General features: G+C 73.5%; 20 protein-coding genes. 11 read left to right on the top strand and 9 right to left on the bottom strand.

The window, feature by feature from the left end; genetic code table 11:
- Positions 1-13 precede the first annotated feature (13 nt).
- The 6 genes from MKK68_RS06190 (at position 14) to MKK68_RS06165 (ending at position 6405) form a co-directional block, all read left to right on the top strand.
- On the top strand, positions 14-1096 hold the full coding sequence (locus MKK68_RS06190) for a PhoH family protein (RefSeq protein WP_244029322.1): 1083 nt from the start codon (positions 14-16) through the stop codon (positions 1094-1096).
- Entirely contained in the window at positions 1096-1602 is a 507-nt protein-coding gene (ybeY, locus tag MKK68_RS06185; protein WP_147729656.1) for an rRNA maturation RNase YbeY, read from the top strand. The genes MKK68_RS06190 and ybeY overlap by 1 nt, the downstream gene beginning before the upstream one ends.
- A 36-nt stretch (positions 1603-1638) precedes the next feature.
- Positions 1639-2811: a CBS domain-containing protein gene (locus MKK68_RS06180; protein ID WP_147859051.1), complete on the top strand. Its 1173-nt coding sequence runs from the start codon at positions 1639-1641 to the stop codon at positions 2809-2811.
- Positions 2808-4469, top strand: a complete 1662-nt coding sequence (gene lnt / locus MKK68_RS06175; protein ID WP_409567177.1) for an apolipoprotein N-acyltransferase — start codon at positions 2808-2810, stop codon at positions 4467-4469. Before MKK68_RS06180 ends, lnt begins: the two co-directional genes overlap by 4 nt.
- Entirely contained in the window at positions 4466-5710 is a 1245-nt protein-coding gene (locus MKK68_RS06170; protein WP_409567176.1) for an MFS transporter, read from the top strand. Before lnt ends, MKK68_RS06170 begins: the two co-directional genes overlap by 4 nt.
- A gap of 122 nt (positions 5711-5832) precedes the next feature.
- A complete protein-coding gene (locus MKK68_RS06165) occupies positions 5833-6405 on the top strand; it encodes a YgjV family protein (RefSeq protein WP_147844555.1) in 573 nt (190 codons plus the stop codon).
- A 57-nt stretch (positions 6406-6462) separates the two neighbouring features.
- On the opposite strand, the gene MKK68_RS06160 is transcribed toward MKK68_RS06165, so the two are convergent.
- Both MKK68_RS06160 and MKK68_RS06155 read right to left on the bottom strand, forming a co-directional pair.
- Positions 6463-6891, bottom strand: coding sequence for an aspartate 1-decarboxylase (locus MKK68_RS06160; RefSeq protein ID WP_244029318.1), 429 nt, complete (start codon positions 6889-6891; stop codon positions 6463-6465).
- 139 nt (positions 6892-7030) lie between these two features.
- Positions 7031-8461 (bottom strand): RsmB/NOP family class I SAM-dependent RNA methyltransferase, encoded by a 1431-nt coding sequence (locus MKK68_RS06155; protein ID WP_244029291.1) that lies wholly within the window; start codon positions 8459-8461, stop codon positions 7031-7033.
- A 78-nt stretch (positions 8462-8539) separates the two neighbouring features.
- Between MKK68_RS06155 and MKK68_RS06150 the strand changes: the two genes are divergently transcribed.
- Positions 8540-8791 (top strand): DUF1674 domain-containing protein, encoded by a 252-nt coding sequence (locus MKK68_RS06150; RefSeq protein ID WP_147859053.1) that lies wholly within the window; start codon positions 8540-8542, stop codon positions 8789-8791.
- A 78-nt stretch (positions 8792-8869) separates the two neighbouring features.
- Entirely contained in the window at positions 8870-9178 is a 309-nt protein-coding gene (locus MKK68_RS06145) for a cupin domain-containing protein (protein WP_147844212.1), read from the top strand.
- A 20-nt stretch (positions 9179-9198) separates the two neighbouring features.
- Here MKK68_RS06145 and MKK68_RS06140 read toward each other — a convergent pair whose 3' ends face one another.
- Entirely contained in the window at positions 9199-9714 is a 516-nt protein-coding gene (locus MKK68_RS06140) for a L,D-transpeptidase (RefSeq protein WP_147844213.1), read from the bottom strand.
- A gap of 173 nt (positions 9715-9887) precedes the next feature.
- Entirely contained in the window at positions 9888-10535 is a 648-nt protein-coding gene (gene bluB, locus MKK68_RS06135) for a 5,6-dimethylbenzimidazole synthase (protein WP_244029289.1), read from the bottom strand.
- A gap of 414 nt (positions 10536-10949) precedes the next feature.
- Between bluB and MKK68_RS06130 the strand changes: the two genes are divergently transcribed.
- The gene (locus MKK68_RS06130; RefSeq protein WP_147727234.1) at positions 10950-11324 is read left to right on the top strand and encodes a DUF2794 domain-containing protein; all 375 of its coding nucleotides are present in this window, start codon (positions 10950-10952) and stop codon (positions 11322-11324) included.
- A 285-nt stretch (positions 11325-11609) separates the two neighbouring features.
- Here MKK68_RS06130 and MKK68_RS06125 read toward each other — a convergent pair whose 3' ends face one another.
- The 3 genes from MKK68_RS06125 to MKK68_RS06115 all read right to left on the bottom strand — a co-directional run bounded on the left by MKK68_RS06125 (position 11610) and on the right by MKK68_RS06115 (position 15913).
- Complete coding sequence (locus tag MKK68_RS06125) at positions 11610-12377, bottom strand: Bax inhibitor-1/YccA family protein (protein WP_147844215.1); 768 nt, start codon at positions 12375-12377, stop codon at positions 11610-11612.
- A gap of 273 nt (positions 12378-12650) precedes the next feature.
- Positions 12651-15221, bottom strand: a complete 2571-nt coding sequence (locus tag MKK68_RS06120; protein WP_147859054.1) for an ABC transporter permease — start codon at positions 15219-15221, stop codon at positions 12651-12653.
- The gene (locus MKK68_RS06115; protein WP_147725813.1) at positions 15221-15913 is read right to left on the bottom strand and encodes an ABC transporter ATP-binding protein; all 693 of its coding nucleotides are present in this window, start codon (positions 15911-15913) and stop codon (positions 15221-15223) included. Before MKK68_RS06115 ends, MKK68_RS06120 begins: the two co-directional genes overlap by 1 nt.
- A 207-nt stretch (positions 15914-16120) precedes the next feature.
- Here MKK68_RS06115 and MKK68_RS06110 point away from each other — a divergent pair, with 207 nt between their 5' ends.
- Complete coding sequence (locus MKK68_RS06110; protein ID WP_147725795.1) at positions 16121-16771, top strand: arylesterase; 651 nt, start codon at positions 16121-16123, stop codon at positions 16769-16771.
- Positions 16772-16773: 2 nt separating this feature from the next.
- Positions 16774-17313: an RNA 2',3'-cyclic phosphodiesterase gene (gene thpR, locus MKK68_RS06105; protein WP_244029287.1), complete on the top strand. Its 540-nt coding sequence runs from the start codon at positions 16774-16776 to the stop codon at positions 17311-17313.
- An 8-nt stretch (positions 17314-17321) separates the two neighbouring features.
- Here the strand turns inward: thpR and coaA are convergent, their stop codons facing one another.
- The gene (gene coaA, locus MKK68_RS06100; protein WP_244029285.1) at positions 17322-18332 is read right to left on the bottom strand and encodes a type I pantothenate kinase; all 1011 of its coding nucleotides are present in this window, start codon (positions 18330-18332) and stop codon (positions 17322-17324) included.
- Complete coding sequence (locus MKK68_RS06095; protein ID WP_147725798.1) at positions 18329-18652, bottom strand: phosphoribosyl-ATP diphosphatase; 324 nt, start codon at positions 18650-18652, stop codon at positions 18329-18331. Before MKK68_RS06095 ends, coaA begins: the two co-directional genes overlap by 4 nt.
- Positions 18653-18726: the final 74 nt, after the last annotated feature.

Here is an 18726-nt window from a genome sequence, read left to right as displayed (position 1 = left end):
GCGCAGCGGCCCCTTGCGCGGGCGCGGGCCCGCCGCGCGGCCGCTCGGCCCGGGCTTCGGCCACGACGAGCCGGTCGAGGTCTCGCTGACCTTCGACGACAACCGCCTCGCGAGCCTCGTCTTCGGCCAGTACGATCAGAACGTCGCGCATATCGAGCGCCGGCTGGAGGTGACGGCCACCGCGCTGGGCAACCACGTCGTGCTCAAGGGCTCGCCGGACGCGACCGAGCGTGCCCGCCGGGTGTTCGAGAAGCTCTACGCCCGCGTGCGGACCGGCGGCAGCGCCCTGACGCTGGGCGACGTCGACGGCGCGATCCAGGAGGCCACCGTCCAGGGCCAGCTGTTCCCGGCGGCCGCCATCGCCGCCGAGCCGGACCGGCCGCATTTCGAGCAGATCGCCACGCGCAAGCGCGGCGCGGTCCGCGCCCGGAACGCGGCACAGGACGCCTACATCAAGGCCCTGCGCGCCAACGAGCTCGTCTTCGCCGAGGGTCCGGCCGGCACCGGCAAGACCTGGCTCGCCGTCGGCCACGCGGTCTCGCTGCTGGAGCAGGGCCACGCCGAGCGGCTGATCCTCTCGCGCCCGGCGGTCGAGGCCGGCGAGCGCCTCGGCTTCCTCCCCGGCGACATGCGCGACAAGGTCGACCCGTACCTGCGCCCGATCTACGACGCGCTCTACGACTTCATGGAGGCGCGCCACGTCGACCGCGGCCTGCAGACCGGGGTGATCGAGATCGCGCCGCTGGCCTTCATGCGCGGGCGCACGCTCACCAACGCGATCGTGCTGCTGGACGAGGCGCAGAACACCACCTCGATGCAGATGAAGATGTTCCTGACCCGGCTCGGCGAGAACTCGCGGATGATCGTCACCGGCGATCCCTCCCAGGTCGACCTGCCGCCGGGGCAGAAGTCGGGGCTGGTCGAGGCGGTGCGGGTGCTCGACGGCGTCGAGGGCATCGGCCGCATCAACTTCCGGGACAAGGACGTGGTCCGCCACGACCTCGTGCGCCGCATCGTCACCGCCTACGAGGGCGCGGCCCACGGCGAGGCGGATGCCGACCGCAACCCGAACCCGCGGCGGCGGCCGCTCGCGTGATGGGGCACGCGATCGACATGGTGGTCGAGGTGGCGATCGAGGACGAACGCTGGAGCGGCGCGGTCCCCGACCTCGAAGCCTTCGTGATTCGCGCCGTCGAGGCCGGTCTCGCCGCGGCCCCCGAGCCGCCCGCCGGCCCGGTCGAGGTCAGCGTCCTGCTCGCCGACGACGCCACCGTGCAGGCGCTCAACCGGACCTGGCGGGGCAAGGACCGGCCCACCAACGTGCTGTCGTTTCCGTCCTCGCCGCAGCCCGCCCATGCCGGCGTCGCGGTGCCGCTCGGCGACGTCGTTCTTGCGTACGACACGTTGGTGCGCGAAAGTGCCGAGCAGTCGAAGCCGCTCGTCCACCACCTCGCGCATCTCCTGGTTCATGGCACCCTCCACCTGCTCGGTCAGGACCACGAGACCGGCGACGCGGACGCGGAGGCCATGGAGGCCCTGGAGGTCGCGGCGCTCGCGACCCTCGGCGTGCCCGACCCTTACGCGGACTCCGCGGCCGGCTGAGCGACGACGTCCCAACCGATCCCAGACACGAGAGACATGACCCACGATCGAAGTCGCGGCGCGGCCCAGGCCGCGCTCAGTTCCAACGAGGCGGAATCGGGTGCGCGCGAGCCCTGGTACGACCGCCTCCTCCAGGTGCTGCACCTGAAACCGCGCGATTCGCTGCGCGGCGACATCGAAGAGGCCCTGGCCGAGCCCGATTCGGGTGAGAACGCGTTCTCGCCGCTCGAGCGCGCCATGCTCAAGAACGTCCTCGGGCTGCACAAGGTGCGCGTCGACGACGTGATGATCCCGCGGGCCGACATCGTCGCGGTCTCGGTCGAGACCAGCCTCGGCGACCTGCTGAAGCTGTTCCGCACCGCCGGCCATTCCCGCCTGCCGGTCTACGGCGAGACGCTCGACGACCCGCGCGGCATGGTCCACATCCGCGACTTCGTGGACCACATCGCCGCGCGGGCCGAGGCCGCCCCGCGCCGCAGCGCCGCGGCCGCCGCCAACGGCGCGACGCCCGCCCCCGCCGAGGCCGAGGCGGCCAAGGATGCGCTGAAGGACGCGCAGAAGCCCGCCCCGCGGGTGCGCCGGGCGCCCGCCCGCGCCCTGCGCACGCTCAACCTCGGCAACGTCGACCTCACCGCGACGCTCGCCTCCACCCGCATCCAGCGGCCGGTGCTGTTCGTGCCGCCCTCGATGCCGGCGATCGACCTGCTGGTGCGGATGCAGGCGACCCGCACCCACATGGCGCTCGTCATCGACGAGTACGGCGGCACCGACGGGCTGATCTCGATCGAGGACCTGATCGAGATGGTGGTCGGCGACATCGAGGACGAGCACGACGTGGTCGAGGGCCGCCTCGTCCAGCGCCTCGAGGGCGAGGCCGAGGTGTTCGTGGCCGATGCCCGTGCGCCGCTGGCGGAGGTCTCCGAGGCCACCGGCGTCGACCTCGTCGCGGCGGTGGGCGAGATGGCCGAGGAGATCGACACGATCGGCGGCATGATCGTGACGCTGGCCGGCCGCGTGCCCTCGCGCGGCGAGCTCATCGCCGGCCCCGGCGACCTCGAGTTCGAGGTGCTCGACGCCGACCCGCGCCGCCTCAAGCGCCTGCGCTTCCAGCGCGGGCCCGCACGCATCGCGGCCTCCGCCGTGCCGCTCGCCCTGCCCCCGCCCGCCGCGCCCCCTGCCGTCAACGCGATCGAGACGCCCGCACCGTGACGCCGGCTCCCGAAGCGCCCCCAGCAGCCACGCTGCCGGGCGGCGCGGCCGCGCGCCTGGCCAACGGCGTCATGCTGCTGCGCGGCTGGCGCCGGCTCGCCCTGAGCTTCCTCGCCGGCAGCGTCGGCGCGCTGGCGATGCCGCCCTTCGGCCTCCTGCCCGCGCTGGCCGTGTCCCTCGTCGTCGCGGTCTGGCTGGTGGACGGGGCGGCGGGCTCGCGCAGCACGGTCGCCGCCCGGCTCCGCCCCTGCGCGCTGGTCGGCTGGGCCTGGGGCTTCGGCTACCTGTTCGCCGGGCTGTGGTGGCTCGGCTCGGCCTTCCTCGTGGAGGCCGACGAGTTCCTGTGGGCGCTGCCGCTCGGCGTCGTCGGCCTGCCGCTGGCGCTCGGGCTGTTCTACGCCGCGGGCTTCGCCGTCGCCGGCCTGCTCTGGGTCCGCGGCCCGGCGCGCATCGCCGGCCTCGCCTTCGGGCTGGCGGGCGCCGAGTGGGTGCGCGGGCACGTCTTCACCGGCTTCCCCTGGAACACCCTCGGCATGGCGCTCGGCCAGAACCTCTGGCTGATGCAGTCGGCCTCCCTCGTCGGGCTCTACGGCCTGACGCTGCTCGCCGTCCTCGTCTGCGCCGCGCCGGCGACGCTCGCCACCGGCTCGCATCCGCGCAGCCGCCTCGGCCCGACGGCCGCCGCCGCGATCGTGCTGGCCGCCATGGCGCTCCACGGCGCGGAGCGGGTCGGGCCCGATCCCGACCCCACCGTCGCCGGGGTGCGCCTGCGGCTGGTGCAGCCGAACTTGCCTCAGGACGCGAAGTTCCGCCCCGAGAACCGGCAGGACATCGTCGACCGCTACGTCGAGCTGAGCCGGCGCCCGCCGGAGGCCGGCGAGGCGGCGCCGACGCACATCCTCTGGCCGGAATCGGCCTTCCCGTTCCTGATCCAGCGCGATCCCGCGGCGATGGCGCAGGTCGGCGCCGGGCTGGAGCCCGGCCAGCACCTGATCACCGGCGCGGCCCGCGCCGAGGAGCCGCTGCCCGGCGAGCGCCTGCGCTACTTCAACGCGATCATGGCGATCGAGCCCGGCGGCCGCATCGTCGACAGCTACGACAAGGTCCACCTCGTGCCGTTCGGCGAGTACCTGCCCGCGCCCCTCGACGCGGCCCTGCGGGCGGTGGGCCTGCGCCAGTTCGTGGCCGTGCCGGGCGGCTTCTCGGCCGGGACGCTCGCCGGCCAGCGCATCCTCAACGTGCCGGGCCTGCCGCCGGTGGCGGCGACGATCTGCTACGAGGCGATCTTCCCCGGCGCGATCCTGCCGGCCGGCGCCACCGCCGCCGATCGGCCCCCCGGCCTGATCCTGAACGTGACCAACGACGCCTGGTTCGGCGACACGCCTGGCCCGCGCCAGCACCTGGCGCAGGCCCGCCTGCGCGCCGTCGAGGAGGGCCTGCCGCTGGTGCGCGACGCCAACACCGGGATCTCGGCGGTGATCGACGCGCACGGGCGCGTCGTCGCGCAGCTGCCGATCGAGCAGGAGGCGGTGCTCGATGCCGACCTGCCCGTCCGCATCCTCGGCGGCACCCTCTACGGCCGGGCCGGCGACTGGCCCTTCGCGGCGATGCTCGCCGCCTGCCTCGCGGGCGCCCTCCGGGCCCGGCGGCTCGCGTGAGGGCGGCGCGGCGCATCCCGCCCCTCCTGCTGACCTGCGGCCTGATGGCGGTGGCGTTCAACCTGCGCCCGGCGCTGAGCACCGTCGGGCCGCTGCTCTCGTCCATCCGCGCGGCGACGGGTCTCTCCGCGGCGGGGGCCGCGGTGCTGACCACCCTCCCCGTCCTCTGCCTCGGCCTCGCCTGCGCGCTGACGCCGCTGATCCTGCGACGGCTCGGCGCCGACCGCGGCGTGCTCCTCGGCATCGTCGTGGTCGCGGCCGGCCTGGCCCTGCGCGGCCTCGGCGGTGTCGCGGCGCTGTTCGCCGGCACCGCGGTCGCCGCCTTCGGCATCGGGCTCGCCAACGTGCTGCTGCCGGCCGTGGTCAAGCGCGACTTCCCCGGCCGCGCCGGGGCGATGACCGGGCTCTACACCATGACGCTCTGCCTCGGGGCCGCCGCCGGCGCCGGCCTCGCGGTGCCGCTGGAGCAGGCGATCGGCCGGGGCTGGCCGCTGGCGCTCGCGGTCTGGGCGCTGCCGGCGGTCGTCGCCGCCCTCGCCTGGGCACCGTTAAGCCGGGCCGTGCCGGAGCGGTCGTCGGCGGCCGCGCCGGGCCGGCTCCTGCGCGATCCGCTGGCCTGGCAGGTCACCGCCTTCATGGGCCTGCAATCCTCGCTCGCCTACGTGCTGTTCGGCTGGCTGCCGGCGATCCTGCAGGGGCGCGGGCTCCCGGCGCTGGATGCCGGCCTCGTCGCCTCGGTGGTGACGCTGCATCAGGCGCCGGGCGCCCTCGTCGTGGCGATGCTGGCCGCGCGCGTGCGCGACCAGCGCGGCTGGATCGTCGCGGTGCTGGCCGCGACGCTGACCGGCTTCCTCGTCCTCGCCTTCGGACCGGAGAGCCTGCGGTTCCCCGCCTCCGGGCTCCTCGGCCTCGGCATCGGCGGCTGCTTCGGGCTGGGCTTGAGCCTCCTCGTCCTGCGCACCCGCGACGCCGCCTCGGCCGGCGCTCTCTCGGCGATGGCGCAGGGGATCGGCTACGTCTTCGCCTCGCTCGGCCCCCTCGGCTTCGGCCTCGCCCACGACGCCACCGACGGCTGGGTCCTCCCGGCCGCCCTGTTCGCGACGATCATCGCGGCGGCGGGCGTCGCCGGGATGGGCGCCGGGCGCGACCGGGCGGTCGGCGCGGCGGCCCGAGCCGCCGGCACGGCGTGGAGGCTTCCGGCCCCCGTCGGAGGGTCCCGCCCGCGCCGCCCCACGCGGTGATCTGCGGTTGCGCCGCAGCGACGGGGGCGGGCACCCGAAATGCCCGTTAACCGACCGGTTACCATGACGACCTAGCGCCTGCCGCCAGTGCGGCGCGCTTCCGCGCCGACCGGGCGCGGACCATGACCCTGATGACGTTGGCCCTGAGCGGATGGGCCGCGGCGAAGCCGCATCTCGACCTCTTCGGAACCCTCGGCCTGCTGCTCGGCTTCGCCGCCGGGATCCTGCCGCATCGGCGCGGGATGCTTCTCGCCTCGGCCGGATGCGCCGCCGCCTTCGGCCTGCACTACCTGCATCTCGGCGCGCTCACCGGCACGGCGATGTGCGCCATCGCCCTGCTGCAGAACCTCGTCTCGGCGCAGGCGATCGGGCCCGCGGGCCGTGCCGCCTGGGTGGCACCACTCTTCGCCGCGACGACGCTGGTCGCCGCCGGGACGACGCTGGCGACCTGGTCCGGCTGGCCGTCGGCCTGCGCCGGGCTCGGCGCCCTCCTGGCGACGGCTGCCCGCCTCCAGGGCGATCCGCAGGGCATGCGGCGCCTCTTCCTCGGCGCCAGCCTGTGCTGGGCCGTCCACAACGGCCTCGTCGGCTCGGTCTTCGGGCTCACCTGCGACCTGCTGACCCTGTCGGGGCTGGCCCTGTCGCTGGTCCGGCATCAGCGGCGCCCGGCGCCGCGGGCGCTCCCCGCCACCTGAGGCCGCGCCGCGGCGGGCGACGCCGCTTCCCTCCTCCGTCCCGAGGGGGCGCGACGCTCACGCCACGCGGATGTGGGTCGCCACCCGCGGCGGCTCCTCGGCGCCCGTCTCCGCTTCGAGGATGCGCATGTCGAGCCAGCCCTCGTCGTCGCGGAACACGTCGTAGACGACCCGGTCGACCACGGCGTTGCCGTCGCCGAAGATCAGCACGCGCGGCTTGTGGGCGATCACGTCGTCGACGCCGCCGTAGCTCGCCGAGGCGATGATGACCTCGTCCCCGACCTGGCAGGTGCGGGCGGCGGGGCCGTACAGCACGTAGGTGCTGATCCGCGCCCCCGACATCTTGTTCCAGATCTCGACGAATTCGAGCGGGTCGAGCCCCGCCTCGCGGCAGAGGTCGGCATCGAGCGTGATCGAGCCGTGATAGTTCAGGTCGGCGCCCGTCACGCGGATGCCGTGCAGCTTGGCCCGAACGAAGCTCTGCATCATGCTCCCCCGAGCCGGGCGACGTCGGCCCGGCGATGCGCGGCCGCACCTCCGAGACGGGGCGGTCGCGTCGCGCTTCCTACGGCGGCGCATGCCTGCGTGGCAATCGGCCGGTCGGGACGCTCCCCTGCCCCCCGCGCTACCCCTTGTGCCGCAGCCGGCTCGCGAAGAAGCCGTCGAGGCCGCCGCGCCGGATGTCCGAGCCTTCGAGGTCGGCCGGGAGCGTGCGCAGGTCGCCGTCGGCGTTGATCACGCCGTCGAGGCCGCCGACCTCGTCCGCCCGCACCGGCACCCGCTCGAAGGCGCCGTTGCGCTTCAGGAAGGCGGCGACCTGGCGCTCGCCCTCCTCCTGCTCCAGCGAGCAGGTGCAGTAGACGAGGCGCCCGCCCGGCCGCACCAGGGTCGCGGCCTTGTCGAGCAGGCGCGCCTGGAGGAGGTGCAGGCGGATCAGGTCGGATTCGGTCTTGGTCCAGGCGACGTCCGGATGGCGGCGGATCGTGCCGGTGGCCGAGCACGGCGCGTCGAGCAGCACCGCGTCGAACGGCTTTGGGGGCTCGAAGGCGAGCGCGTCGCCGACGACCACCTCGGCGGTCAGCCCGAGCCGGGCGAGGTTCTCGGACAAGCGCTCCAGGCGCGGGGCCGAACGGTCCAGCGCGGTCACCACGGCGCCCCGGCTCGCGAGCTGCGCGGTCTTGCCGCCCGGCGCGGCGCAGAGGTCGGCGATGCGCTCGCCGGGCTGCGCGCCGAGGAGCCGCGCGGGGATCGCGGCGGCGGCATCCTGCACCCACCACGCGCCATCGGCGAAGCCGGGAAGCTCGGAGACCGGCACCCGCAGGTCGCCGAGCCGGAGCGAGCCGGTGGGCAGCGCCGCCGCGCTGAGGCGCTCGGCCCAGTCGCCGGCCTCGCCCTTCAGCGTCAGGTCGATCGCGGCGCCGGCCAGGTGCGCGCGGGCGATGGCGGCGGCTTTCTCCGGCCCGTAGGCCTCGCGCCAGCGCGCGGCCAGCCAATCCGGGGTGTTGGCCTCGAGCGGGTCGTCGCATTCGGCCAGGATCGCCTCGCGCTCGCGCACGACCCGGCGCAGCACCGCGTTGACGAGGCCGGCGAGATGCCGCGCCTGCGGATCGGCCTTGGCCAGGCGCACCGCGAGGTCGACCGCGGCATGGTCGGGAACGGCGAGGTCGAGGATCTGGGCGGCGCCGGTGGCGAGCAGCGCGACGAGGCGCGGCTTGTCCTCGGGCAGGCCCTGCTCCATCCGCGCGGCGAGCGCGCGCCGGAGGAAGCCGAGGCGGCGGAAGGTGACCGTGGCGATGGCCCGCGCCAGACCGGCATCGCCGGCGTCGAGCCCCGCGACGCGGGACGCCTGGGCCAGCGCATCCTCCAGGGCGAGGGCGCGGTTCTTGCCCAGCAGGTCGGCGACGACGGCGTGCGCCACCCGGCGCGCGGCGAGGCCGGCGACGTCCGCCTCGACCGCCTCCGGTGCGGATTTCGGCGGCGATTTCGGCCCCGGGCGCGGACCCTTGGTCGCGCCCGCCGCCCGCGCCGGCCCGGACGCGTTGCGCCCTCTGCCCATGGATGCCACTTCTCGAAAGACCCTTCGTGCCGGCGTGCTGCCGCCGGACCCCGATGCCCTCCCACTTGAGCGAGTCCGATGCAAGGTGAAACCAGCCGCGACGGGACCGACGAAGCCCGGACCGAACACGTCGAGGACGGCGGCGGGACCGCCCCCCGTCCCCTCACCCCGGCGGCCGCGCGCGCCCTGGCGGAGGCGGCCGAGCGCCGCAGGGCGATCGACGCGCGGGCCGCCGCGGTCTCGGCCGCCCCCGAGCGCCTCGGGCGCGGCGGCCTGGAGCCGGTCCGCTACGACGACTGGGAGGTGAAGGGGCTCGCCGTCGACTTCTGACGTCGCGCCTCGCCGGCCGGAACGACCGTGCCGGCCCGCTGTTGGGCTCGCGAAGCATACGGCGAGACGAGGGACCCGATGACGACCAAGGTATCGAGCAAGGATGCGCCGAGCGGCGCCGACGGCGAGATCGCGCTCGCGAAGGGCGCGCTGGTCGCCATGCGGATGTGGCGCGACGAGCCGCCGACCGACGACAAGCCGAGCACCACCTCGGAGCACGAGACCGTGGGCTACGTGATCGCCGGCCGGGCCAAGCTGGTGCTCGAGGACCGGACGGTCGCGCTGGAGCCCGGCGATTCCTACTGCGTGCCGGCCGGCATCGCGCACACCTACCACATCCTGGAGACCTTCACGGCGATCGAGGCGACGGCCCCGCCCGCCGCCTGATCCCGCGGGCTCCGGGGCGTTCAGCGCGTCACGTAGACCGGGGTGCCGACCGAGACGCGGTCGTAGAGGTCGACCACGTCCTGGTTGTACATCCGGATGCAGCCGTAGGAGGCCCAGGTGCCGACCGAGCTCGGGCGGTTGGTGCCGTGGATGGCGTATTCGCCGCCCGACAGCGTCATCGCGGCGGCGCCCATCGGGTTGTGCGGCGAGCCGCCGGCGATCAGGTTCGGCAGGCGCGGGTTGTCGCGCTTGACTTCGCTCGGCGGCGACCACGCCGGCTGCACGTACTTGCCGTCGATCGCCTTGGTGCCGAACCACTGCTTGCCCGGCTTGCCGACCGCGACGGGGTAGCGGATCGCGGTTCCGTCGCCGTTCACGAGGTAGAGCCGGCGCTGCGAGACGCTGATCACCACCGAGCCCGGCATCACCCCGTCCGAGAACGGCACCACCTCGCGTGCCAGGGCCGGCGCCCCCGCGACGAGACCGGCCAGCAGCGCGCCGCCGAGGCTCGTGGACACGTACTTCCTGACCGACATCTTGGGATCTTCCTGCAGAGCGTGACCGTTCGCTGCAGCAATAATCCACGGCCAAGCTCGGCGTTCCAGCTCATCCTGCGACGACTGCGGGCTTGCTCACCGTCTTCGGGGAAGACGGTAAAAAGCGCCGGGCTTCATCGTGATAAAGGCGATCGTCCGTCGAAAGACCTGCTTTACCGCTCGATCAGATCCAGCGCCGTCGCGTCCTGGGACTGCCAGCCGTGGCGGACGAGCTCGGGGTCGGCATGCTCCTCGACGGGCCAGCCGACGCAGAGGTAGGCGACGAGGTGCCAGCTGCCCGGCACGTCCAGCAGCGCCGCGATGCGGGCCGGCTCGAGGATCGAGACCCATCCGGTGCCGAGGCCGTGGGCGCGGGCGGCGAGCCAGAAGGTCTGCACGGCGCCGACCACGGAGTAGCGCAGCATCTCCGGCATGGTCGCGCGACCGAGGCCGTGGCCCGCCTCGGTCGCCTCGTCGCAGAAGACCGCCAGGTGCACCGGCGCCTCGCGCAGGCCCGCGAGCTTCAGGGCGCGATACTGCGCCTGGCGGGCGTCGGCGTAGCGCAGGGCCGCATCGGCGTTGCAGCGCTCGAAGCTCGCGACCACGCCGGCGCGGCGCTCGGGGTCGGCGACGCGCACGAAGCGCCACGGCTGGCTGTTGCCGACGGAGGGGCTGCGATGGGCCGCCGCCAAGCTCTGGCGGAGCAGGGCCTCGTCCACCGGGTCGGGCCGGAAGCGGCGCACGTCGCGACGCCACGCGAACAGGTCGTCGAGCGCCTGCCGGAAGTCGTCGTCGAAGCGGGGCGGGCGGGGGTCGGTCATGGTCGGTCCGCCTCATAGCGGGTTTTGCGCCTTCCCGCTGCCCGTGGGCCCCGGGGAGATCGAACGGGCCGGGCGGGCACAAAAAAAGGCCGCCCTCGCGGGCGGCCTGAAGTCCTTGGGTCTCGAAACCTCTGGGATGTCGCGTCGTGGGATCCGGTGACGCCCGAGGGCTGGGGAGCTCGGGATTCGGGCATCGACGGGCACGACCCGACGAGGGTTCGGCCTTCGTTGTCGCGCCGCAACGCGGCTCGGGAAAGGCGTGATCGGGGCGAAAGCGCGGCATTTGTTTCTTGGGCGTGTCCCATCCGCAACGAATCGGATCGCCGCCGCGGGACTCTTGCGGGCCGGCCACCCGAGGCCCATCCTCAGCGGCTGACGGCAAGACGACGGCGGCAGGCCGACGGCGGAGGAACGATGACCGAGCGGACGAGCGGCGAGATCCGGACAGACGATTCGACGGCCCGCGTGGTCCCCTTCCCGAGCCCATCCACCGCACCGCAGATCGCGTTCGATCGGCACGAGCTGCGCACGATCTTCAACCTCTACGGCCGCCGGGTCGCGGAGGGGGAGTGGCGCGACTACGCCCTCGACTTCCGCCGCGACAAGGCGGTGTTCTCGATCTACCGCCGCACCTCCGAGATGCCGCTCTACCGGATCGAGAAGGACCCGAAGCTCGCGCGCCGCCAGGGCGCCTACGCCGTGGTCGCCGCGACCGGCGTGGTGCTCAAGCGCGGCACCGACCTCGCCCGCGTGCTCGCGGTGCTGGAGAAGCCCCTGCGGGCCGTGTGAAGCGTTCGGATTTCTGCGCGGCGATCCTTCGTCCGGTGCCGTCTTGGCCGATGGTACGCTCGCTGCGCGCCCGGATCGCGGCGCGGGGGGGCCTTCCCCCGAGCAGGCGATCGGCCTCGCACATCTTCAGATTCCTTTTCCGGACCCTCCCCGTCATCCCGGGGCTGCGCAGGGCGGACATTGCCCGCTGGGGGAAGTGGCGCGGCGTAAGCGTAGCTCCCCCGGAACGAAGAAGGCCCCGGCGTTTCCGCCGGGGCCTTCTTCGTTCGTCCGGTCCGTCTTCGCTCAGCGGCGGTCGCCGAGGAGCGAGAGCAGGAACTGGAACATGTTGATGAAGTCGAGGTACAGCGTCAGCGCGCCGTTGACCGACATCTTGGCCGCCGCTTCGCCGTCGAAGCCGCTGGAGAGATACATCTCCTTCAGCTTCTGGGTGTCGTAGGCGGTGAGCCCCGCGAAGATCAGCACGCCGAGCACCGAGACGGCGAACTGCAGCGCCGACGAGGCCAGGAAGATGTTGACGATCGAGGCGATGATGATGCCGATCAGGCCCATCATCAGGAACGAGCCCATCCCCGAGAGGCTGCGCTTGGTGGTGTAGCCGTAGAGGCTCAGCGCGCCGAAGGTCGCCGAGGTGATGAAGAACACCCGCACCACGCTGGCGCCGGTGAACACCAGCAGCAGCGTCGACATCGAGGCGCCCATCACCGCCGCGAAGGCGAAGAACATCGTCCGCGCCGACGAGGCCGACATCCGGTCCATCCGCATCGAGAAGACCAGGATGAAGGCGAGCGGGGCGAACATCAGAACCCACTTGAGCGGGCTGTTGTAGAGCGTCTGGCCGAACGGGGTCAGGGCCAGGCGGCCGGTCGCGGTCGCGGTGGTGGCGGCCATGTTGAGGCCGAGCGCGACGAGGCCGGAGATGCCGAGCCCGACGACCATGTTGTTGTAGACGCCGAGCATGAAGGTCCGCAGGCCCTGGTCGAACGCGACCTGGGTGCCGGCCTGCGACGGCGCCTGGGCGCCGTAGCGGAAGGGAGAGTTGTCGAATGCCATGGGAGTGACCTCGGAAGGCTCGCTCGTGCGTGGTGTTTGAGACGAGGCCCACGCAGGGGACCTCTGGCGCCATCGAGCGCCTCGTGTCGGAATATGTTGCTTTCGGCCGCCCCGCACAAGAGCCCGGCAGAGCTTGAAAAAGCGCTTTCGATGAATCCCCGCGGGTGAAATTTGTTCACGAAGTCTGGGATTAAAGTTCGCTGCTACTTCGCCGACGGCTCCCGATGCCGTCGTTCACGATCGCGGCAAGCTCACGCGGGGGATACGCAACGGTCACGACTGCCGCAGGTACGGTGCAGGCTTCTGGCCGAGGATGCGCCAGGTCCCGGCGAGCCCCAGCACCACGGCGAGCACCACCGCGGCCGCGGCCGCCGCCAGCGCCCCCGACAGGTCGAGGACGAAGTCGAGGCGCATCACCCGGGTGACGATCACCCAGCCGGCGAGCGTGCCGGCGAGCAGCCCGAACAGGGCGGTGACGAGGCCGAGCGCCCCGTATTCGAGGCCGTAGGCGGCCAGCAGCCGTCCGCGGGTCGCGCCGAGCACCTTCAGCACCACGGCGTCGTAGAGCCGCGCCCGGTGCCCCGCGGCGATGGCGCCGGCCAGCACGAACAGGCTCGCCAGCACCGCCACCGCGCTCGCGCCGCGGATCGCCAGCACCAGCCGGCCGACGAGGTCGCCGACGGCATCGAGGGCGTCCTTCACCCGTACGCTGGTGACGGAGGGGAACGCCTTGGCGACGTCGCGCAGGATCCGGTTCTCGACCGCGCCGTCGGTGCCCCCGGGCAGGGTGAGCGTCGCCAGGTCCGAGTGCGGCGCGCCGCGGAAGGTGCCGGGGGAGAACACCATCACGAAGTTGATGCCGAGGTTGCGCCACTCGACCTTGCGCAGGTTGGCGATGGTGGCGGTGAGGTTCCGCCCGAGCACGTTGACGGTGACGCGGCTGCCGACCTTGAGGCCGAGGTTTTTCGCGAGATCCGCCTCGAACGAGACCAGCGGCGTCCTGGCTTGCTCCGCGTTCCACCACGTGCCTGCGGTGAGCGTCGAGCCCTCGGGCACGTCCTCGGCGTAGGTGATGCCCCGGTCGCCGTCGAGCACCCAGGCGGCGTCCTCCGGCGGGCGGATCTTCTCGGCCGGGACGTCGTCCAGCGCCACGATGCGCCCGCGCATCATCGGCACCCGCTCGATCTTGGCGCTGGGCGCCTGGCGCGCGAGGAAGTCATGGAAGGCGCCCGAATCGGCGGCCGGGATGTCCAGGAAGAACAGGTTCGGCGCGCGCGCCGGCAAGGTCGCCGAGATGGTGCGGCGCACGTTCACGTCGATCAGGCTCAGGGTCACCAGCAGGGTCACGCCGAGGCCGAGGGAGAGGACGATGGCCGGCGTCAGGGCGCCGGGGCGGTGGAGGTTGGCCAAGGCCATCCGCGGCGCGGCCCGCCGCGGATGCGGCAGCCGGCGGGCGAGCGCCATCACGCCGACCGCGACCAGCCGCAGCAGGCCGAAGGCGAGGCCGGCGGCGGCGATGAAGATCAGCGCCACGCGCCGGTCGAAGGCGGTGCCGACGGCGAGCCCCACCAGGGCGGCGAGCGCCAGCGCCAGGGTCGCCCGGTAGCGCGGGCGGATGCCGCTGGCTGCCGGGTCGACGGCGTCGCGAAACAGCCCCGAGACCGGGACGTCGTGGGCGCGCCCCAGGGGCGTGATCGCGAAGGCCAGGGCCGTGAGGAGCCCGTAGGCCGCCGCCTGGAGCAGCTCGAGGGGCGCCAGCGTCGGGTTCAGCGGCAGGGGCAGGCTGTCCCGGAACAGCGCGTCGAGGGCGAAGGGCAGCGCGGCGCCCACAGTGAGCCCGATCGCCGTGCCGAGCCCGGCGATCAGCATCACCTGCGTCAGGTACAAGGCGACGACCTTCGAGCCCGGCGCACCGACGCTCTTCAGGGTCGCGATCGAGGGGCGCTTGCGCTCGACGAAGGCGTTGACGGCGTTGGCGACGCCGACCCCGCCGACGATCAGCGCGGTGAGGCCGACCAGCGTCAGGAACTGGGTGAAGCGCTCGATGCTCTTGGAGAACCGCGGGTCGGCATTGGTGCGCGCCCGCATCTCCCAGCCGGCCTGCGGAGCGGCCGCCGCGATCCGGGCGGCGGCGGCGTCGAGGCCCGCATCGTCGGCGCCAGGCAGCAGCAGCCGGTAGCTCCAGCGGTTAAGGCTTCCCGGCTGGACCAGGCCGGTGCGGCGCAGCGCATCTTGCGACACGATCAGCCGCGGCCCGAAGCCGATGCCGCCGGCGATCTTGTCGGGCTCCGAGACGAGGGTCGCGCGGATGGCGAAGGGCCGGCCGGCGAGCGTGATCCGGTCGCCGACCTTGAGGTCGAGGCGGGTCAGCAGCGCCGGGTCGGCGAGCGCGCCGTCGATCCTGTCACGCTCGGCCAGCAGGTCGGCGAGGGGCGCCTGCGGCTCGGTGACGAGCTCTCCGGCGGTCGGGTAGCCGGCATCGACCGCCTTCAGCTCGACCAGCGCCGCGCCCTCGCCCGCCACCGCCATGGCGCGGAGCGAGGCGACCACGTCGACACGCCCCTGCGCGTCGAGCACCGCGCGCTCCGGCTCCGTCGCCTCGCGGTTGATCAGGCTGTAGCTGAGGTCGCCGCCGAGGATGCGCTTGCCCTCGCGGCCGAGCCCGTCCGACAGCGAGCGCGAGATCGAGGCGACCCCGGCGATCGCCGCGACGCCGAGCGCGATGCAGGCGAGAAACACGGCGAAGCCGCGCAAGCCCCCGCGGAGCTCGCGCAGCGCGAGGCGCAGGGTCAGCGGCAGGCGCGAGGCGGGCGTCGGCCGGGGCTGGGAGAGGGTGCCGTGCATCAGGCCGCCACCGGCTCCTCGATCCGCCCCGAGCGCAGGCGCACGGTGCGGTCGCAGAGGCGGGCGAGCCCCGGATCGTGGGTGACGAGGACGAGCGTCGCGCCGCGGTCGCGCTTCAGCGCGAACAGCAGGTCGACGATCTGGCGGCCGGTCGCCTCGTCGAGATTGCCCGTCGGCTCGTCGGCGACCAGGATCGCCGGGTCCGGTGCCACGGCGCGGGCGATGGCGACGCGCTGCTGCTCGCCGCCCGAGAGCTGGGCCGGGTAGTGGTGCAGCCGGTGGCCGAGGCCGACGGCTTCGAGTTCCCGCCGGGCGCGGGCATGGGCGTCCGGCTTGTCGGCCAGCTCCAGCGGCAGGGCGACGTTCTCCAGGGCGGTCATCGTCGGGACGAGGTGGAAGGCCTGGAACACGATGCCGATCCGCCGGCCGCGGAAGCGCGCGAGCGCGTCCTCGTCGAGGGCGCCGAGGTCGGTGCCCTCGATCCGGATCGCGCCGGCATCGGGCCGCTCGAGGCCCGCCATCACCATCAGCAGGGTCGACTTGCCGGAGCCCGACGGCCCGACGAGGCCGACCGCCTCGCCGCGGCCGACGTCGAGCGAGATGCCGCGCAGCACGTGGACGCGGGCGGCCCCCCGCCCGAGGCTGAGGTCGATGCCAGAGAGAGCGATGGCTGGCGTCCCGGACGCGGACATGGCAGGCGAGGTCTTGCCGGGAGAGGGGTTGTCGGCGGTCACGGTCGAGCCGATCTGTGGCGGATGGCGAACATGCGGGACGGAGATCACGGTTGGCGGACGAACGTTCGGTGCGCTCCGGCACGACCCGTGCCGGGCGATGCGCGCGGGCCCAATATGGCGAGCGCGACGGAGCCACGCCATGATGGCCGGCGCAGGGCGGCGCTGATGGCGCTCTTTGCCGCAGCGGGGCTGGTCCTGTCGATGGCGGGCCTCGCGCCGGCCAAGGCGGATCCGAAGCCCGAATCGAAGCCGATCCGGCTCGTCGCGCTCGGCGACAGCCTCACCGCGGGCTACCGCCTTCCGGCGAGCTCCGCCTTCCCGGCGGTGCTGGAGCGGGCGCTCGCGGCGAAAGGCCGGACGGTGACGGTCGCCAATGCCGGCGTCTCGGGCGAGACCGCCACCAACGGCCTCGACCGGGTCGACTGGTCGGTGCCCGACGGCACCGACGGGGTGATCCTGGAGCTCGGCGCCAACGACATGCTGCGCGGCACCGATCCCGCCGTGACGCGGAAGGCGCTGGAGGCGATCGTGACGCGGCTGAAGGCGCGCGGCATCCCGGTGCTGCTCGCCGGCATGCGGGCCTCGACCAACCTCGGGCCCGACTACGTCGCGCGCTTCGACGCGATCTACCCGGATCTCGCCCGGACCTACGACCTCGTGCTGTACCCGTTCTTCATGGCCGGCATGGTCGGCGACCGCGCCTACACCCTCGACGACGGGCTCCACCCGAACGCCAAGGGCGTCGACGTGATCGTGGCCGGCATCCTGCCCTCGGTCGAGACCTTCCTCGGGCGGCTCCCGGCCGGGGCTCGTTAGCGATGCCGCGCCTGTTCACGGCGCTCGGCCTCCCGCCTGAGATCGCCGCCGGGCTGGCGCCGTTCCGCGGCGGCCTGCAGGGCGCACGCTGGATCGAGCCGTCGGATCACCACGTCACCCTGCGCTTCCTCGGCAACGTGCCGGTCGCGCTTGCCGAGGACGCGGTCGAGGCGCTGTTGGAGATGCGGGCGCGGCCGGCGCTCGAGGTGGTGCTGGACGGCCTCTCGGTGTTCGGCGGCGACAAGCCGCGCGCGCTGCTCGCCAGCGTCGCCGCCAACGCCGATCTGATGGACCTCCAGGCCGAGCAGGAGCGCCTGATCCGCCGGGCGGGCGCCGAGCCGGAACGGCGCAGGTTCGTGCCGCACGTGACGCTGGCGCGCCTGCGCCGCGAGGCCACGCCCGAGGCGGTGGCGATGTACCTGTCGCAGGCGCCGATCTTCACGCCGCTGCGCTTTTCCGCGACGCAGGTGGTGCTGTACTCGGCGCGCGACTCGACCGGGGGCGGGCCCTATGTCGCGGAGGCGGCGTTTCCGTTCGCCTGAGCGGGGTCCTACAACCGCCGCAGCGCGACGCTCTCGATGCGGTGGCTCGCGCCCTTGGCCAGGATCAGGCTGGCGCGCTGGCGGGTCGGCAGGATGTTGTCGCGCAGGTTCGGCAGGTTGATCGTCGTCCACAGCCGGTCGGCGATGGCGAGCGCTTCCGATTCGGGCACCTCGGCGTACTTGCGGAAATACGAGCGGGGGTCGCGGAACGCGGTCTGCCGCAGGCGCATGAAGCGCATCACGTACCAGCGGTGCAGATCGTCCTCGTGCCCGTCGAGGTAGATCGAGAAGTCGAAGAAGTCGGAGACGAACGGAATCGCGGTGCCGTCGCGCGGTAGGCGGGCCGGCTGCAGCACGTTCAGGCCCTCGACGATCAGGATGTCGGGGCTCTCGCCCACCCGCTCCTCGCCGTCCACCCGGTCGTAGACGAGGTGCGAGTAGAGCGGAGCGGTGACGCGCTTCCGGCCCGATTTCACGTCGTGCAGGAACTGCAGCAGGGCGGCGGTGTCGTAGCTCTCGGGAAATCCCTTCCGGTCCATGATGCCCTGCGCGGCGAGCGCGGCGTTCGGCAGCAGGAACCCGTCGGTGGTGACGAGGTCGACCTTCGGGGTGTTCGGCCAGCGCGCGAGCAGCGCGGCGAGCACGCGGGCCGTGGTCGACTTGCCCACCGCCACCGATCCGGCGAGCCCGATGATGTAGGGCGCCTTGGTCTCGCGCTCGGCCATCAGGAAGCGCTGGGTCGCCTTGAACAGGCCCTGGCTCGCCGCGACGTAGAGCGCGAGCAGCCGCGACAGCGGCAGGTAGATCGCGACCACCTCCTCCACCGAGATCGGGTCGTTCAGCGATTGCAGGCGCTCGATGTCCTCCTGCGTCAGCGTCAGCGGCGTGTCGGCGCGCAGCTGCGCCCAGGATTCGCGGCTGAACAGGCGGTAGGGCGACAGCCGCTCCGACCCGTCGCCGGTGACCGGGTTCTGCCCCGTCACCGGGGTCTGGCCGGCGGCGAGCGCGGCCGCCTTCATGCCGGCGGCCTCGACGCCTTCTCGGCGATGCCGCTCTGCGCCGTGCGGCGCTCCAGCTCCGCCATCACCGCGGAGAGCTCGACGCCGCCGGCGCGCAGCAGCACCACGAGGTGGTAGAGCACGTCCGCCGCCTCGTTGGTCAGCCCGGTCTTGTCGCCCTGCACCGCGGCGATGGCGGCCTCCACCGCCTCCTCGCCGAGCTTCTTGGCGGCCTTGGCCGGGCCGCCCGCGAGCAGCTTGGCCGTGTACGATTGGTCGGGCGCGGTGCCGGCGCGGCTCGCCACCAGGCGGGCGAGGTCGTCGAGGGTGTAGGCGGACATAGAGGACCCGTGCGGCAGGGTTCGGAAACGACGATGCCGTCGCCGGAACCTGCGTCAACGGCGGGCGCCGGGCA

Origin of the sequence: Methylobacterium sp. E-016, assembly GCF_022829745.1 — a bacterium.
In the GTDB taxonomy this organism is placed as follows: Bacteria; Pseudomonadota; Alphaproteobacteria; order Rhizobiales; family Beijerinckiaceae; genus Methylobacterium.
Note: the sequence above shows the minus strand (reverse complement) of the source record. Positions and strands in the feature narration are given on the sequence as shown.